Annotated in this window: 13 protein-coding genes; 11 read left to right on the top strand and 2 right to left on the bottom strand. The window is 70.6% G+C overall.

The annotated features are described in order from the left end of the window. Positions 1–234: 234 nt before the first annotated feature. On the bottom strand, positions 235–1,581 hold the full coding sequence (gene murA / locus ACZ45E_RS17365) for a UDP-N-acetylglucosamine 1-carboxyvinyltransferase (RefSeq protein WP_468221697.1): 1,347 nt from the start codon (positions 1,579–1,581) through the stop codon (positions 235–237). Between the two features lie 262 nt (positions 1,582–1,843). On the opposite strand from murA, the gene ACZ45E_RS17360 reads away from it, so the two are divergent. From ACZ45E_RS17360 to ACZ45E_RS17320, 9 genes are all read left to right on the top strand, one after another. Then, positions 1,844–2,404, top strand: a complete 561-nt coding sequence (locus tag ACZ45E_RS17360) for a YqgE/AlgH family protein (protein ID WP_468221695.1) — start codon at positions 1,844–1,846, stop codon at positions 2,402–2,404. Positions 2,405–2,456: 52 nt separating this feature from the next. After that, entirely contained in the window at positions 2,457–2,744 is a 288-nt protein-coding gene (locus ACZ45E_RS17355) for a DUF3039 domain-containing protein (RefSeq protein ID WP_404210119.1), read from the top strand. Between the two features lie 198 nt (positions 2,745–2,942). After that, on the top strand, positions 2,943–4,253 hold the full coding sequence (locus ACZ45E_RS17350) for an extracellular solute-binding protein (protein WP_468221694.1): 1,311 nt from the start codon (positions 2,943–2,945) through the stop codon (positions 4,251–4,253). Then, the gene (locus ACZ45E_RS17345) at positions 4,250–5,143 is read left to right on the top strand and encodes a carbohydrate ABC transporter permease (protein WP_468221692.1); all 894 of its coding nucleotides are present in this window, start codon (positions 4,250–4,252) and stop codon (positions 5,141–5,143) included. Before ACZ45E_RS17350 ends, ACZ45E_RS17345 begins: the two co-directional genes overlap by 4 nt. Continuing rightward, positions 5,140–6,012 carry a carbohydrate ABC transporter permease gene (locus ACZ45E_RS17340; protein WP_468221691.1) on the top strand — a complete coding sequence of 291 codons (873 nt, stop codon included), beginning with the start codon at positions 5,140–5,142 and terminating at the stop codon, positions 6,010–6,012. The genes ACZ45E_RS17345 and ACZ45E_RS17340 overlap by 4 nt, the downstream gene beginning before the upstream one ends. 2 nt (positions 6,013–6,014) lie before the next feature. Then, on the top strand, positions 6,015–7,658 hold the full coding sequence (locus ACZ45E_RS17335; RefSeq protein WP_468221690.1) for a beta-N-acetylhexosaminidase: 1,644 nt from the start codon (positions 6,015–6,017) through the stop codon (positions 7,656–7,658). 356 nt (positions 7,659–8,014) lie between these two features. Further along, positions 8,015–8,911, top strand: a complete 897-nt coding sequence (locus tag ACZ45E_RS17330; RefSeq protein ID WP_468221688.1) for an FAD binding domain-containing protein — start codon at positions 8,015–8,017, stop codon at positions 8,909–8,911. Then, the gene (locus tag ACZ45E_RS17325) at positions 8,908–10,728 is read left to right on the top strand and encodes a (2Fe-2S)-binding protein (protein ID WP_468221687.1); all 1,821 of its coding nucleotides are present in this window, start codon (positions 8,908–8,910) and stop codon (positions 10,726–10,728) included. Before ACZ45E_RS17330 ends, ACZ45E_RS17325 begins: the two co-directional genes overlap by 4 nt. Next, the gene (locus ACZ45E_RS17320; RefSeq protein ID WP_468221686.1) at positions 10,725–13,061 is read left to right on the top strand and encodes a xanthine dehydrogenase family protein molybdopterin-binding subunit; all 2,337 of its coding nucleotides are present in this window, start codon (positions 10,725–10,727) and stop codon (positions 13,059–13,061) included. The genes ACZ45E_RS17325 and ACZ45E_RS17320 overlap by 4 nt, the downstream gene beginning before the upstream one ends. A 49-nt stretch (positions 13,062–13,110) precedes the next feature. Here ACZ45E_RS17320 and ACZ45E_RS17315 read toward each other — a convergent pair whose 3' ends face one another. Continuing rightward, entirely contained in the window at positions 13,111–13,665 is a 555-nt protein-coding gene (locus tag ACZ45E_RS17315; RefSeq protein WP_468221685.1) for a hypothetical protein, read from the bottom strand. Between the two features lie 242 nt (positions 13,666–13,907). Between ACZ45E_RS17315 and ACZ45E_RS17310 the strand changes: the two genes are divergently transcribed. Continuing rightward, entirely contained in the window at positions 13,908–14,438 is a 531-nt protein-coding gene (locus tag ACZ45E_RS17310; protein ID WP_468221684.1) for a hypothetical protein, read from the top strand. 1,712 nt (positions 14,439–16,150) lie between these two features. Next, complete coding sequence (gene mycP, locus ACZ45E_RS17305) at positions 16,151–17,527, top strand: type VII secretion-associated serine protease mycosin (RefSeq protein WP_468221682.1); 1,377 nt, start codon at positions 16,151–16,153, stop codon at positions 17,525–17,527. The last annotated feature ends 57 nt before the right edge of the window (positions 17,528–17,584 follow it).

Raw genomic sequence — 17,584 nt, 5'->3', positions numbered from 1 at the left:
TTTGTTGCCTCTTTGTTGTCGCTTCTCCTCTCCCTCCCCCCCCCCCCCCCCCCCCCCCCCCCCCCCCCCCCCGCCCCCCCCCCCCCCCCCCCCCCCCCCCCGCGACCAGCCACAGAGCACCCGCGGACGGCCGTGAGAGCCCCAGAGGCAGCCCGTGAGCCGCCCGTACGGCCATGGGGCCCACCCGGAAGATCCAGGTGGGCCCCATGGCCGTAGAGCAGGAGAACCAGGCGGCTAGCCGAGCGCCTTCCCAGGCAGCTCGACCTTCGCCCCGAGCTCGGTGAGCTTCTCCATGAAGTTCTCGTAGCCGCGGTTGATCAGGTCGATGCCGTGCACCCGGGACGTGCCCTGTGCGGCGAGCGCCGCGATCAGGTACGAGAAGCCGCCGCGCAGGTCGGGGATGACCAGGTCGGCGCCCTCCAGCTTGGTCGGGCCCGAAACGACCGCCGAGTGCAGGAAGTTGCGCTGGCCGAAGCGGCAGGCGGAGCTGCCGAGGCACTCGCGGTAGAGCTGGATGTGCGCGCCCATCTGGTTGAGCGCGGAGGTGAAGCCGAGGCGCGACTCGTACACCGTCTCGTGGACGATCGACAGGCCCGTGGCCTGCGTGAGCGCGACGACGAGCGGCTGCTGCCAGTCCGTCTGGAAGCCCGGGTGGACGTCCGTCTCCAGCGCGATCGACTTCAACTGGCCGCCGGGGTGCCAGAAGCGGATGCCCTCGTCGTCGATCTCGAAGGCGCCGCCGACCTTCCGGTACGTGTTGAGGAACGTCATCATCGAACGCTGCTGGGCGCCGCGCACGTAGATGTTGCCCTCGGTGGCGAGCGCGGCCGACGCCCAGGAGGCCGCCTCCAGGCGGTCGGAGAGCGCGCGGTGCGTGTAGCCGCCGAGCGTGTCGACACCGGTGACGCGGATGGTGCGGTCGGTGTCCATCGCGATGATGGCGCCCATTTTCTGCAGGACGCAGATCAGGTCCTCGATCTCCGGCTCGACGGCCGCGTTCGAGAGTTCCGTCACGCCCTCGGCGAGCACGGCGGTGAGCAGCACCTGCTCGGTGGCGCCGACCGAGGGGTAGGGCAGCCGGATCTTGGTGCCGCGCAGCCGCTGCGGGGCCTCCAGGTACTGGCCGTCGGCGCGCTTCTCGATCGTCGCGCCGAACTGGCGGAGCACCTCGAAGTGGAAGTCGATCGGCCGGCCGCCGATGTCGCAGCCGCCGAGACCCGGGATGAACGCGTGTCCGAGGCGGTGCAGCAGCGGGCCGCACAGCAGGATCGGGATGCGGGAGGAGCCCGCGTGGGCGTCGATGTCCGCGACGTTCGCCGACTCCACGTGCGAGGGGTCCATCACCAGCTCGCCCGGTTCCTCACCGGGGCGGACCGTCACACCGTGCAGCTGCAGCAGGCCGCGTACGACCCGGACGTCGCGGATGTCCGGGACATTGCGCAGCCGGCTCGGAGCGCTGCCGAGCAGCGCGGCGACCATGGCCTTGGGCACCAGGTTCTTGGCGCCTCGGACACGGATCTCGCCCTCCAGCGGGGTTCCGCCGTGGACAAGCAGTACGTCGTCAATGCCGGTGACGGTCATGGATCTCGCGTTCCGAAGAGGGGGGCAGGGGGCCAAGGGACAAGGGTAAAGGCCGCCTCCCCCTGTTCCGTAAGCCCGAGTACGCCCGGGACCGTCATGACTTCGCTACAACACGAACCGTCACGAACGTGGCACATGGGGTGACGGGGGTGCCATGGAACCATGCGCCCGCGCGCGGTGCCGCGATCTGCGCTGAGCTGCGTTCTTACCGTTCTCGCGCTTGCCTCCCCCCGCGCGGGGAATGTGCGGGATCATGTCTGGCATGACCGAGGTGTCCTCGCTCACAGGGCGGCTGCTCGTGGCCACACCCGCCCTCGCCGACCCGAATTTCGCCCGCGCGGTGGTGCTCCTCCTCGACCACGACGAGAAGGGCTCGCTCGGCGTCGTCCTCAACCGGCCGACCCCGGTGGACGTCGGCGACATCCTGGAGGGCTGGGGCGACCTCGCGGGTGAGCCGGGCGTCGTCTTCCAGGGCGGCCCGGTCTCCCTCGACTCGGCGCTCGGCATCGCGGTCATCCCCGGCGAGGAGGGCCCGCTCGGCTGGCGCCGGGTGCACGGCGCGATCGGCCTCGTCGACCTGGAGGCGCCGCCGGAGCTGCTCGCGGCGGCGCTCGGCTCGCTGCGCATCTTCGCCGGCTACTCGGGCTGGGGCCCCGGCCAGCTGCAGAACGAGCTGACCGAGGGCGCCTGGTACGTCGTCGAGTCGGAGCCCGGGGACGTCTCCGCCCCTCGCCCCGAGGGCCTGTGGCGCGCGGTGCTGCGGCGCCAGCGCAGCGAGCTGGCGATGGTGGCGACGTACCCGGACGATCCCTCGCTCAACTGATGGCCCCGGCGGCACTTCGCCCAGTGGGCGGCCTTCAGTACCCTTGGCGCTTATGAGCACTCTTGAGCCCGAGCGCGGGACAGGTACGGGGACCCTCGTAGAGCCGACGCCGCAGACGTCGCACGGTGACGGCGATCACGAGCGCTTCGCCCACTATGTCCAGAAGGACAAGATCATGGCGAGCGCTCTCGACGGTACGCCGGTCGTCGCGCTCTGCGGCAAGGTGTGGGTACCGGGCCGCGACCCGAAGAAGTATCCCGTCTGTCCGATGTGCAAGGAGATCTACGAGTCCATGGGCGCCGGCGGCGACAAGGACAACGGCAAGGACGGCGGCAAGTAGGCGCGTCCTCTCCCGCTCTCGCGAGGCCCCCGGTGTGTGGTGACACACGCCGGGGGCCTCTGTGCGTCCGCACCTTCGGTCTCTTCCGTCACTCGTCACCCATTGCGCTCAGTGGTCCAGTCCTTCTAGCCTCCCTCCTGTTGTGCACAGCGAAACCACCATTGCGTATGTTGCAACGACACTTCGGAGGCGTTCCCGATGAAGCTCCCTGTGCGGCTCTCCGTACGAACTGCCGTCCCCCTCGCGGCACTTGTCCTCGCCGCCACCGCCTGCGCCCCCGGCACCTCCGACAACAGTGGCTCCGCCAAGGACGAACGGAGCGGCACACTGCGCGTCTGGCTCTTCCAGGAGGTCAACAACGCGCCCAAGAAGAAGGCCGTCGACGCCGCCCTCGACGGCTTCCGGAGAGCGCACAAGGACTCCGAGGTCCAGGTCGAGTACATCCCCGTCGACACCCGCGCCGAGAAGATCAAGGCCGCGTTCAACGACCCGAAGAGCGCGCCCGACGTCATCGAGTACGGGAACACCGACACCGCCGGATACGTGAAGGACGGCGGACTCGCCGATGTGAGCGCGGAGTTCGGCGCCTGGGCCGACGCCAAGGACACCGACCCGACCGCCAAGGAGTCCGTGACCGTCGGCGGAAAGATCTACGGCGCCCCGTACTTCGTCGGCGTACGCGCCCTCTACTACCGCACCGACGTCTTCGAGGACCTGGGCATCGACGTACCCAGGACGCAGGACGAACTCGCCGCCACCGCCAAGAAGATCCACAAGGCGCGGCCCGAGCTGTACGGGCTGGCCGTCGGCGGCGCGTACACCTACGGCGCGATGCCGTTCATCTGGGCCAACGGCGGCGAACTCGCCGAGAAGAAGGGCGAGTCGTACGTCTCCGCCCTCGACAGCCCCGCCGCGCGCAAGGGCATCACCGCCTACACCTCGCTGTTCGGCGACACCAACTGCCCCGCCGCCAAGTGCGCCGGCATGGGCGGCAACGACACCGTCACCGCCTTCGCCTCCGGCAAGGCCGCCATGGCGATCGGCGGCGACTTCAGCCACCAGGCCATGGAGGACGGCAAGGTCAAGGGGAAATACGCCGTCGTCCCGCTGCCCGGCGTCAAGTCCGGGCAGATCGCGCCCGCGTTCGCCGGAGGCAACAACATCGGCGTGCTCAAGAGCACCTCGCACCGGACGCTGGCCGTGGACCTGATGAAGCGGCTCGCCGGAAAGGACGCCCAGCGCGCCCTCTTCTCCGGGATGGGGTTCCTGCCGACCTACACCGACGTGCGTGCGGACGTCGCCCGCGAGGAGCCCTTCGTCGCGCCCTTCGTGAAGACGCTCGGCGCCGGAGCCAAGTTCGTGCCCGCCTCGCCCGCCTGGGCCAAGATCGACGCCTCGCTCGTCCTGCCGACGATGTTCCAGGAGGTCGTCAGCGGCCGCAAGGACGTGCGGGCGGCCTCCGGTGACGCCGCGAAGAAGATGGACGACGCGTTCGGGGCGGCCGGGTGAGCTCCGTACAAGCGCGGGGCGGGGGCCGGACACCCTGGCTGTATCTCGCCCCGGCCCTCGTCCTCCTCGCCGGTCTGCTCGTCTACCCGATCTACCAACTCGGCCTGATCTCCTTCCTGGAGTACACCCAGGCCCAGGTCAGCGGCGGCGAACCGACCACCTTCCAGGGGCTCGGCAACTACCAGCGCCTCTTCGCCGACAGCCAGTTCTGGCAGGTGCTCTGCGCCACGGTGCTGTTCGCGGCGGCCTGCGTCGTCAGCACGCTCCTGGTGGGCTGCGCCCTCGCCGTGCTGCTCACCCGCGTACGGGCCCTGCCGCGCCTTGCCCTGATGCTGGCCGCGCTCGGCGCCTGGGCCACCCCGGCGATCACCGGGTCCACCGTCTGGGTCTTCCTCTTCGACCCGGACTTCGGCCCGGTCAACAAGGTGCTGCGCCTCGGCGACTTCTCGTGGACGTACGGCAGGTACAGCGCCTTCGCGCTCGTCCTGCTCGAAGTGGTCTGGTGCTCCTTCCCGTTCGTCATGGTCACCGTGTACGCGGGCATCCGCGCGATCCCGGGCGAGGTGCTCGAAGCGGCGTCGCTGGACGGCGCCTCGCAGTGGCGGACCTGGCGCTCGGTCATGGCGCCGATGCTCCGCCCGATCCTCGTCGTCGTCACCATCCAGTCGATCATCTGGGACTTCAAGGTCTTCACCCAGATCTACGTCATGACGAACGGCGGCGGCATCGCGGGCCAGAACCTCGTCCTCAACGTCTACGCCTACCAGAAGGCCTTCGCGGGCAGCGAGTACAGCCTCGGCTCGGCGATCGGCGTCGTCATGCTCGTCATCCTGCTCGCCGTCACGCTCGTCTATCTGCGGCTGATGCGCAGAGAGGGCAGGGAACTATGAGTGCCGTCGGCCTTTCCGGCGTACGCGTACTGCGCGCCCTGCGGATCCGCCGGCCCTGGCGGCTCGCCGCGGAGGCGTCCGCACTGCTGATCGCCCTGGTGGTCGCCTTTCCCCTTTACTGGATGGTGCTCAGCGCGCTCAAACCGGCGGGCGAGATCGAATCGTCCGAGCCGCGGCCCTGGACCCTTTCCCCGTCGCTCGACTCTTTCCGCCGCGTATTCCAACAACAGGAATTCGGCCGGTACTTCCTCAACAGCCTCATCGTGGCGGGCACCGTCGTGATCCTCTCGGCGCTCGTCGCCTTCCTCGCGGCGACCGCCGTGACACGCTTCCGCTTCCGGTTCCGCACGACGCTGCTCATCATGTTCCTCGTCGCGCAGATGGTGCCCGTGGAAGCGCTCACCATCCCGCTGTTCTTCCTGATGCGGGACTTCGGGCAGCTCAACACGCTCGGCGCGCTGATCCTGCCGCACCTCGCCTTCTCGCTGCCGTTCGCGATCTGGATGCTGCGCGGCTTCGTGAAAGCCGTTCCGGAAGCGCTGGAGGAAGCGGCGTATCTGGACGGTGCCAGCCGCTCCCGATTTCTCTGGCAGATCCTCTTCCCACTCGTCCTGCCCGGCCTCGTGGCGACGAGCGTCTTCTCCTTCATCTCCACCTGGAACGACTTCCTGTTCGCGAAGTCCTTCATCATCAGCGACACGTCTCAGTCGACGCTGCCGATGGCCCTGCTCGTCTTCTTCAAACCCGACGAGAACGACTGGGGCGGAATCATGGCAGCCTCGACCGTGATGACCATTCCGGTACTGGTCTTCTTCGTACTCGTACAGCGGCGCCTGGTGTCCGGGCTCGGCGGCGCGGTCAAGGACTGAACTTGTCTGAAGCATCCGACGTTCATGACGCCCTCCCGGGTCTCGTCCCGGCGCCCCGCAGGCTGACGCGGGACAGCGACGCCTCCTATGTGTTCGACAGCGGTACGGGCCTCACGGCGGGCGAGGGGACCGAGTCCACCGCGCGCTGGCTGCGGGCCACACTCGGCGCGGTCACCGGCCTCGCCCTGCCCCCGGCGGACGAGGGCGGCGCCGTACGCCTGGCGATCGACCCGTCCCTGGCACCGGAGGGCTACCGGCTCCGCGTCACCGGAACCGGCGTCGGCATCGAGGGCGGCGGCGCCGCCGGAGTCTTCTGGGGCGCCCAGACGCTGCGTCAACTCCTCGGCCCCGACGCCTTCCGCCGGGCCCCGCTCGCCACCGGACGACAGTGGGCCGTACCGCACGTCACCGTCGAGGACACCCCCCGCTTCCCCTGGCGCGGCACGATGCTCGACGTCGCCCGGCACTTCATGCCGAAGGACGGCGTGTTGCGCTTCATCGACCTGCTCGCCGCGCACAAACTCAACGTCCTCCACCTCCACCTCAGCGACGACCAGGGCTGGCGCGTCGAGATCAAGCGCCACCCGAAGCTGACGGAGACCGGGGCGTGGCGCGCCCGCACGAAACTCGGCCACCGCGCCTCCCCCCTGTGGGAGGACCGGCCGCACGGCGGCTTCTACACCCAGGAGGACATCCGGGAGATCGTCGCCTACGCCGACGCCCGCCACATCACGGTCGTCCCCGAGATCGACCTGCCGGGCCACTCGCAGGCCGCCATAGCCGCGTACCCGGAACTGGGCAACGCCGACGTCATCGACACGTCCGCCCTCACCGTCTGGGACACCTGGGGCGTCAATCCGAACGTGCTCGCCCCCACCGACCACACCCTGCGCTTCTACGAAGGCGTCTTCGAGGAGCTGCTCGACCTCTTCCCGTCGACCTTCGTCCACGTGGGCGGCGACGAGTGCCCCAAGGACCAGTGGCGCCAGTCACCGGCCGCCCAGGCCCGCATCCAGGAGCTCGGCCTCAAGGACGAGGACGAGCTGCAGTCCTGGTTCATCCGGCACTTCGACACCTGGCTGAGCGAACGCGGCCGGCGTCTCATCGGCTGGGACGAGATCCTCGAAGGCGGCCTCGCACCCGGCGCCGCGGTCTCCTCCTGGCGCGGCTACCGGGGTGGCATCACCGCCGCCCGGGCGGGCCACGACGTCGTCATGTGCCCCGAGCAGCAGGTCTACCTGGACCACCGGCAGGCGCCCGGCGAGGACGAGCCGGTCCCGATCGGCTTCGTACGCACCCTGGAGGACGTCTACCGCTTCGAGCCGGTGCCGCCGCAGCTGACCGAGGAGGAGGCGCGGCACGTCCTCGGCGCCCAGGCCAACCTGTGGACCGAGGTGATGGAGAACCAGCAGCGCGTCGACTACCAGGCGTTCCCGCGCCTGTCCGCGTTCTGCGAAGTGGCGTGGAGCGAACTGCCCGCCCCCGACGAGCGCGACTTCGCGGACTTCGAGCGCCGAATGACCGCCCACTACCGGCGCCTTGACGCCCTGGGCGTCGACTACCGGGGGCCCCAGGGCCCGTTGCCGTGGCAGCGTCGACCCGGGCTGCTCGGACGCCCGATCGAAGGGGCGCCCCCGAACGTGTGAGGACGCCTGTGCGTCGCCTGTGGGGGAGCGGGTCCGCGCGGCCGCGTTCCCCTGCAGGGGCCACTCGGTCTCCATGCCGCCCCATAGGTCACCGAAGAGGGTCAATTCGCCCTCACCGGCGATCGGCTGCCATATCGGTCATCTCCCAGGTGGAAGGGGCGAATGCCTCCTACCGGACCCCATATCCGGGTGCCGGGGAAGATGTGCCAGAGTTGCCACGTCCGGCCTGTCAGCACGTACCGTACGGCGGAACAGGCGTAACGGCGGGAGCGGCGGTCACGCGAGCGGCAGCAGCCCACGTGACGACCACCGCGGCCACCGGGCGCACGGCCGGACATCGGGAAGGGGCAGCCGGTTTGACCACGCACGCACCGCAGACGACACAGGCCGCGGTACTTCCGAGTTCGCTGGACGAGGCGGTCGCGGCACTCGCGGCCATGCCCGCCGCCGTGCCCGTGGCCGGCGGCACCGACCTGATGGCGCAGGTCAACGCGGGTCAACTCCGTCCCGCCGCCCTCGTCGGCCTGAACCGCATCAGCGAGATCCGCGGCTGGCAGTACCAGGACGGCCACGCGCTGCTCGGCGCCGGTCTCACTCATGCCCGCATCGGCCGCCCCGACTTCGCCGCCCTCATCCCGGCCCTCGCCGCCGCCGCGCGCGCGGCGGGCCCGCCCCAGATCCGCAACGCCGGCACCCTCGGCGGCAACATCGCCTCGGCCGCCCCGACCAACGACGCGCTGCCCGTGCTGGCCGCCCTCGAAGCCACGCTGATCATCGCCGGGCCCCAGGGAGCCCGCCGCGAGGTGCCCGTCTCGCACCTGCTGGCCGGCATGGAGATGCTGCGCCCGGGCGAACTCATCGGCTTCGTACGCGTGCCGCTGCTGCACGCGCCGCAGGTCTTCCTCAAGGCGACCGGCCGTACGGGCCCCGGGCGCGCCACGGCCTCCGTCGCCCTCGTCCTCGACCCCGCCCGGCGCACCGTGCGCTGCGCCGTCGGAGCCATCGCGCCGATGCCGCTGCGCCCCCTGGAGGCCGAGCAGTGGGTGGCCTCGCTCATCGACTGGGACGGTGACCGCGGCGCGCTCGTGCCCGAGGCCGTGCAGGCGTTCGGCGAGTACGTCGCCGCGGCCTGCGTCCCGGACCTGCCCCCGGCCCCCGACGGCACCCAGCAGGCGCTGCCCGCGGCCGTACTGCATCTGCGGCGCACCGTCGCCGCCCTGGCCCGACGTGCACTTGGGAGGGCGCTGTCGTGACGAACGAGTACAACGGACCCGATTCGGGCGCCGCACCGGAGACGGACGGCTGGCAGCCGCTGCCCAAGGGCGAGTACGACTCCGACGCCACGGCGTTCGTGCAGCTGCCCCCCGACGGCTTCCCGGACGCGCCGCTCGCCGCGCCCGGCCACGGTTACGTACCGCCGCAGATAACGGTGAGCCCGGCCACGGGCGCCGCCGCGACCGACCCCGCCGCGACCGGGGTATGGGTGCTGCCGGCGGACCTGACGGGCGTGGCGGACGGCGCGGGCCATCCGCAGTCCGGGCCGCCCCAGGTCAACTGGCCCACGGCCCACCAGGAGCCCGAGCCGCACCCGCACGCCGAGCCGCCGCACCCGGTGCGGGGGACGGCGTCGTACGGTGCGGCGCCGGGCGATACGGGGCAGTGGTCCATCCCGGTCGCGGGCGGTGAACTCCCGGAGGACTCGGGTGAGTTCACCACCTCGGCGCTGGCCGCGCAGTGGGGCGACCGCACGCCGCCCGCGACGCTGCCCGGCGGCGCGCCCGCGCCCTGGGCTTCGGAGCCTTGGGCGCAGGCGGGGGCGCGGACGGGTACGGGTACGGGGGAGTCGGTACCGGTATCGGTGGCTGAGGTGGAGTCGGTGCTGGCTCCGGAGCCGCCGGTCGAGGTGGCGCCTGAGGTCGAGGTGGCGCCTGAGGTGGCGGGTGCGGTTGAGGCTGGAGTTGCGGCTGAGGCCGAGGTCGCGGCTGAGGCGGCGGACGCGGGTGTGGCGGAGGCGGCGCCCCTGCCCGAGCCCGGGTACGAGGTGGTGTCGGGGCCTGAGGCGGATCTGCCGGAGCCTGCGCCCGAGCCGGACTCGGACGTGGACTCGGAGCCGGACTCGGGCCTGGCCCCGGACCCGGAACCCGTCGCGGAGTCCGAGCCGACGGTGCCGGAACACGAGGCAGGCAGCCCGGAGCCGGAGCCGGACCCGGAATCGGCGCCTGAGCCGGAGCCGCAGGACGAGGAGGACGCCCCCGGGGCCCCCGCCCCGCTCCACGACGAGCACCCCGTGGCCAGCTACGTCCTGCGGGTCAACGGCACCGACCGCCCCGTCACCGACGCCTGGATCGGCGAGTCGCTCCTGTACGTACTGCGCGAGCGCCTGGGCCTGGCCGGTGCCAAGGACGGCTGCTCGCAGGGAGAGTGCGGCGCGTGCAACGTCCAGGTGGACGGCCGCCTCGTCGCCTCCTGCCTGGTGCCCGCCGCGACCACCGCGGGCAGCGAGGTCCGTACGGTCGAGGGCCTCGCGGTCGACGGGCACGCCTCCGATGTGCAGCGCGCGCTGGCCGCCTGCGGCGCGGTCCAGTGCGGCTTCTGCGTCCCCGGCATGGCGATGACGGTCCACGACCTGCTGGAGGGCAACCCGAACCCCACCGACCTCGAAGCCCGCCAGGCGCTGTGCGGCAATCTCTGCCGCTGCTCCGGTTACCGCGGCGTACTCGACGCGGTGCGCCAGGTCGCCGACGGGCGGCGGACGTCGGCGGAAACGGTGGAGCCGGCGGAGGCGTCGGAGGCAGTGGGGGCGGCGGCCGACTTCGGCCCGCGCATCCCGCATCAGGCGGGCCCGGTCTCGACCGAGGACATCCGCGGCGCCCACGACGCCCATGACGGCTACGACGCCCAAGCCGGCTACGGCGGCCACGACGGCTATGACAGCCGTGACATCCATGGCGGCCAGGACAGCTATGGCGATGGCGACGGCGACCAAGGCAGTTATGGCGACGGCGACCAAGGCAACTATGGCGACGCCGGCCAGGACAGCCGGAACACTCGGGACGGAGGCCGAGCGTGACCAACGAGACGACGGAGGCACCCGCGGCCCCCGCGACGGAAGAGATCCCGCACGGGATCGGTACGACCCTGCCCTCGGTGGAGGCAGCGGCGAAGGCGGAGGGGACGTTCCCCTACGCCTCCGACCTGTGGGCCGAGGGGCTCCTGTGGGCGGCGATCCTGCGCTCCCCGCACGCGCACGCACGCGTGGTCTCCATCGACACCACCCACGCGCGTGAGATGCCCGGCGTCCGCGCGGTCGTCACGCACGAGGACGTCCCCGGTGGCCCACTGTCCGGACACCGCACGGCCGACCGCCCGGTGTTCGCCTCCGACGTCGTACGCCACCACGGCGAGCCCCTCGCGGCGGTCGCCGCCGACCACCCGGACACCGCCCGCATGGCGGCCGCGGCGATCATCGTCGAGTACGAGGTCCTCGAACCCGTCACCGACCCGGAGAAGGCGTTCGCGGCCGAGCCCCTGCACCCCGACGGCAACCTCGTCCGCCACATCCCGCTGCGCCACGGCGACCTCGACGCGACCGGCGAGGTGATCGTCGAGGGCCTCTACCGCATCGGCCGCCAGGACCCGGCGCCCATCGGCGCGGAGGCCGGTCTCGCGGTGCCGCGCCCCGACGGCGGCGTGGAGCTGTACATCGCCTCGACCGACCCCCACGGCGACCGCGATCTGGCGGCGGCCCGCTACGGTCTGGACGCGGACCGGGTGAAGGTCGTGGTCACCGGTGTGCCGGGCGCGACAGCGGACCGTGAGGACCCGAGCTTCCACCTCCCGCTCGGCCTGCTGGCGCTGCGCACCGGCTGCCCGGTGAAACTGACGGCGACCCGGGAGGAATCCTTCCTGGGCCACCCCCACCGCCATCCGACGCTGCTGCGCTACCGCCACCACGCCGACGCGGACGGTCGGCTGGTGAAGGTGGAGGCGCAGATCCTCCTCGACTCCGGCGCCTACGCGGACACGTCCTCGGACGCGCTCGCGGCGGCCGTCGCCTTCGCGTGCGGCCCGTACGTCGTCCCCCACGCCTCGATCGAAGGCTGGGCGGTGCGCACGAACAACCCGCCGTCGGGCCACGTACGGGGCGAGGGCGCGCTCCAGGTCTGCGCGGCCTACGAGGCCCAGATGGACAAGCTGGCGAAGAAGCTGGGTGTCGACCCGGCGGAGTTGCGGATGCGCAACGTCCTCGCGACGGGCGACGTGCTCCCGACCGGCCAGACGGTGACCTGCCCGGCCCCGGTGGCCGAACTCCTCGACGCCGTACGGGACTTCCCGCTCCCGCCGCTCCCCAAGGACACCCCGGAGGCGGACTGGCTGCTGCCCGGCGGCCCCGAGGGCGCGGGCGAGCCCGACGCGGTGCGCCGCGGCGTCGGCTACGGCATCGGCATGGTGCACATGCTGGGCGCGGAGGGCGCGGACGAGGTATCGACGGCCACGGTCAAGGTGCACGACGGCGTGGCCACGGTCATCTGCGCGGCGGTCGAGACGGGCCAGGGCTTCACCACCCTCGCCCGCCAGATCGTCCAGGAGACGCTGGGCATCGACGAGGTCCACGTGGCCCCGGTCGACACGGACCAGCCGCCGGCAGGACCCGGCTGCCGGGGCCGCCACACGTGGGTCTCCGGCGGAGCGGTCGAACGAGCGGCCAAAATGGTCCGCACGCAACTCCTCCAGCCGCTGGCCCACAAGTTCGGCATGTCCACGGAGCTGCTCCAGATCGCCGACGGCAAGATCACGTCGTACGACGGAGTCCTCTCCACGACGGTCGAAGAGGCGATGGACGGCAAGGAGTTGTGGGCAACGGCCCAGTGCCGCCCCCACCCCACGGAGCCGCTGGACGCCTCCGGCCAGGGGGACGCCTTCGTCGGCCTGGCCTTCTGCGCGATCCGCGCGGTCGTCGACGTGGACATCGAGATCGGCTCGGTACGCGTCGTCGAATTGGCGGTGGCCCAGGACGTCGGCCGCATCCTGAACCCAGGACAGTTGAAGGCCCGGATCGAAGCAGGCGTCACGCAGGGCGTCGGCGCGGCCCTCACGGAGAACCTGCGCACGCCCAAGGGCGTACTCCGCCGTCCGGACCTCACCGGTTACGCCCTGCCCACGGCGTTGGACGCGCCGGACATCCGCATCGTGAAGCTGGTCGAGGAACGCGACGTGGTGGCCCCCTTCGGCGCGAAGGCGGCCAGCGCGGTACCGGTGGTCGCGTCCCCGGCAGCGGTCGCCTCAGCGGTCCGAGCGGCGACGGGCCGCCCGGTGAACAGGCTCCCGATCCGCCCGCAGGCGGCGGTGGTCACGGACCCGCCCGCGACCGTCACCGGGGCGCCACCGGAGCCAACCGGCTAAAGGTGCGGCCCAGTTGTGGCTCCCCGTCCCATACACCCGAGCCCTGCTTTCAGCACGCGCCCTGGCCGACTCGGGCGGAGAGCTTGTACTCGGGAACGCGGGTCGGCCCCTGATCGCCCGCGCCGGGCACCAGGAAGCCGCCCTGCTCGGCTTCGGACTGCGATACGTGCATGCAGTAGCCGTCCCCGGCACCGGTGGCCGTCACCTGGTAGGAACTCCCGCCGACTGCTTCGACGTCGACATGGAGGGCCGGCCCCAGCCCCTCACCCGCCTCGACCACTTCATCCCTGATCAGCAGCGAATAGTCGTCGTCGGGATCGCCGGGGCGCGACTCCTCCTCCAACGCGGAGGCGGCCTGCCGCACGGACTGCCGGAGTTCGCCGGCGCTCCAGGACGTCTCGTCCACGAGCCGGAGCCCCTTGTATCCCTGATAGGCGGCGACCACGGCGATGATCAGGAACAACACCCGCCGCCAGCCCGAGGAAGCCCCCGCGGACCGCCCCCGCCCACCGGGAAACCGCCCCCGAAGCCACTCCTGGTTCACTGCACCCAGCACACCGAACACCACGGCAGCGCCCAGCAGCATGTACGCCATGACGGTCACGCGTCGTCCCCTGATTCTCGTCAACGTCTCGGACAAGGGCCCCGGTTCGGGCGACCCCAGGCCCCGGACCTTCGGGCCCCGGTGAGCTTCGGAGCTGCGACCGAACCGTGTCAACCTGTGACGTGATGTGAATCGCCTCTGCACTGAGGCGCCTGTGAACTGTCAGTGCGGGTGGCTAAAGTTGTCATTCGACTTACGTGCTGTAAAGGCATGCTCACGGGGGAACGGGAGGGACGCACGCGATGGCGGACGACAAGAACGGCTCGGGGGGCCTCGGCGGCTGGGCGTTCAACGTGGTCGAGGCGGCGAAGGACGCGGCCGGAGACATCGTCACGGAGCTGGAATCGTTCACGAAGTTCCAGCAGCGGGTGGATCAGCTGATCAAGGACTTGCAGGGATCACCGGCCGGACCGGCGAAGGTGGGCCAAGAGGCCCTGGAGCGCACAAAGTTCGGCGGCGGCCACCAGGGCTGGCACGAGGCGCACGGCGTGTTCTCCCAGTACGACACGGTCATCGCAGACTTGGAGAACCTCTCCAAGCTCCTCTCGGACTCGATAGAGGCCATGGGCATCGCTGTCATGGCGTCGCACAAGGGCTACGAGAACGTGGACATGGACGTGCGTCGGCGCATGGCGGCGATCAGCGCGGAGACCAAGCACCATTACGGGGGTGACTACGTGCCGGAGCACCCCCAGACCAAGGCGTCCGCAACCTCCGGTGCGCACGGGTCCGGGACGGCAGAGGGCGGCGGCGGACAGGAGTCTGGGTACTGATGGCCGGGCAGAAGAAGACGACTTTCGACGGTATGACGCACGAGCAGATGCTGGCGTGGCTCGATGCCGCGGACGCCGGCACGGTACAGGCGGCAGCGGACAAGCTCGCGGCCGTGGCCAAGGAGATCCACAGCATTGCCGACGAGCTCAAAATCCGTCCGCAGTGGGTCAAATGGAAGGGTGAGGGCGCCGACTCCTTCCGGCAATGGGCAGGCAAGCTGGCCAACGCGACCGTGGCCTTGGGCGACTACAGCCAGGACTCGTCGAAGTGGCTCGGCCACGCGGCACAGGCGATCAGCACGGCGAAGACCTCGGTCCCGCGCAACAAGAATGTCGACGCCAACATCGACGCCGCTCGCTCCGCTCACAATGACCCGGATGCGCAGTCGATCCTGTCCAAGAACATGGCGGTCCGGCAGCAGACCGCCGACGCGATGGACAAACTGGGTCAGGCCTACTCCCTTACTTCCTCCCAAATGGCGGCGGCGCGGAAGCCGGACCTGCTGAAGTTTCCGCCCCCACCGACTGCTATCCAGGACCCGAACGCCCGGGAGGTCTACGGCAGCGAGGATCTGAGCACCGGCCGGAGCGGTGGGACAGTTTGGACGGCGAGCAGTGCGGCCCCCCGCAACGCGACTTCGTCCCGAGCTGGCACCACGGACACAGGTGTTGCTCGCTCTGGAGCGGAAGAGTCGCGGCCGTCTGTAGTCGAGCGCCCGGGCGTCGTAGCTCCCGACAGCCCTGCCACCCCTGCCACCCCTGTCGGCTCTGTCGTGTCCGACATGCCTGCACGGATGGACGTCGACTCGGTCGGCACTCTCCCCCCGGCGACGCAGACAACGACCGGCACCTCGCCGAGCGCCACCGGTCCGACCGGCCCTGCGGGGACGGGGCCCTCGGCTCCAGGGGTGCCGCCACTGGCGTACGGCATCACCGGTACTCCCTCTCCTACGGCACGAGGTACCAGTCCCGTAACAGGACGGCCCGGAGCCGGACCCGTGTCGAACGGAACCGCGGCTCGCCCCTCCGGCCCGTCCACCGCAAGCCCAGCGGGCCGTCCCATCAACAACGGCATGCCTGGCCAGTCTGCGACGGGCACGGGCCGCTCGGGCGGCTCAACGCCAGGTGCAGGCAGGGCAGGTAACCAGGCAACGGGCCGCACACCCTCCCAGAGCGGCGTGACGGGAGGGCGCCCGCAGCCGGTGACGGGGAAAGCCGCGACCGGCGTGCCGCGCGGCACTGTCATGGGGGGCGAGGGGGCGGGCGCTGCACGTGGTACGTCGGGTGCCCGCAGTTCGTCGAGCCCGATCCAGGGTGGGGTCGGCGGCAGACCGGCCACGACGGGTTCCACTCCGCGCGGAACCGCGTCCGGACGGATCTCCGCCGGTGCTACGGGTGACAAGGGAGTGGTGGGCGGCAAGCCGAGCCAACAGCAGCGAGCCAATACCCGGTCATTCAGCCCCGGCGGGTCAGGACTGGTCCGTGCCGCGGGGGCACCTGGTGCGGCGGGCGAGGAACGCGGCCCCGGGACGGGGGCAGCGGGTCGTGGCGGGGCGGCACCCACCAGCTCGCGACCCGGCAGGCGAGAAGAGGACCCGGCGGGCGAGCGCCCTGATTATGTGACAGAAGACGAAGCGACATGGCAGCCGGGCGAACACCGTAATGTGCCCCCCGTCGTGGCGGACGAGACCAAGAACGGCGAGAGGTAACCCATGCCCACCAACAGCATCCGCCGCGGAACCTTCGGCGCGGCAGCCTCGGCAGCCATCGGCCTGCTGTTGGTGGGTACGGCAGCCGTGGGGCCCGCGTACGCCGAATCGTTCCGTGCCCAGCAGTGGCATCTGGACGCCATGAAGGCGGACCAGATGTGGAGGACGAGCACCGGCAAAGGTGTCACGGTTGCCGTGATCGACACCGGTGTCAAAGCCGATCACCCGGACCTGCAAGGGCAGGTACTGCCCGGAGAGGATCTCTCCACGGGGCTCAGCGGTGACGAACACACGGACTACGACGGCCATGGCACCGGTATCGCCGGAATGATCGCAGGAACCGGCACCGGCAACGCGGGCCAGGGAGCCTACGGACTCGCCCCGGGCGTGAAGGTACTCCCGATCCGCTTGCCCGATGCGGAGAAGGCCAATAACCAGGCCGCGGCCGACGCGAACCTGTTCAGGGCCATGGCGAAGGCCATCAAGTTCGCAGCCGATCATGACGCGAAGGTCATCAATATCTCCCAGGCGGCACCGGAGGGCACGCCGGAGTTGACGACTGCTGTGAAATACGCGTTGGAAAAAGGTTCGTTGATCTTCGCCGGCGTGGGCAATGACGGCAACACAACCAACCTCGTCCAGTATCCCGCGGCGACGCCGGGTGTCGTAGGAGTAGCGGCCATCGACAAGAACGGACGCCGCACGAGCGAGTCCGAATTCGGTCCGCAGGTCGACATCGCAGCGCCGGGCAAGGACATCGTCCATGCCTGCGGCGGCAAAACCGGCTACTGCAAGAGCCACGGCACCAGTGACGCCACCGCGCTGGCCTCAGCAAGCGCGGCCTTGATCTGGTCCAAGCACCCCGACTGGACCAATAACCAAGTACTCCGGGTCATCCTCAACACCATCGGCGGCGTCAAGGACGACGACGGCAAACGCAGTGACTTCATCGGCTATGGGGCTGTCCGCCCACGCATCGCCCTGACCGACCCGGGGGACCCCGGCCCGGCCGATAAGTTCCCCATGTCGGACTTCCCGGCCGCCGCCAAGGCGCCGACTCCAGACGTTTCGAAGGGTGCGGGTGCCGAGTCCACGGATGATGCGAGCCCAGCCACATCGGCCGTTGCCGATAAGGGCGACAACAGCAACATGCTGCTGTGGCTTGGCATCGGCGTCGCTGTCGTCGTCATCGCTGGGGTTGTCGCTGTCGTGATCGCCGGACGCCGTCGGCACGCCACGAATGCCTTCGCTCACCCGGTGAGCTCCTCACCCTATGCGGGGCAGCAGCCGCACGCCGGACAGCAGCCCAACGCCGCATATCAGCAACCGACGTACGACAGTTGGCAACCCACGAACGATCCGCGGGCGCCGAGGGACTGAGGACCGACTGTTTAGACGCTGAGGCACTGAAGCGTCATCATGTCGATATGCCCAAAG

The sequence above is a fragment of the Streptomyces sp. NPDC030991 genome (assembly GCF_055571235.1).
The sequence above is the reverse complement of the archived record's forward strand: the minus strand, read 5'-3'. Positions and strand labels throughout refer to the sequence as shown.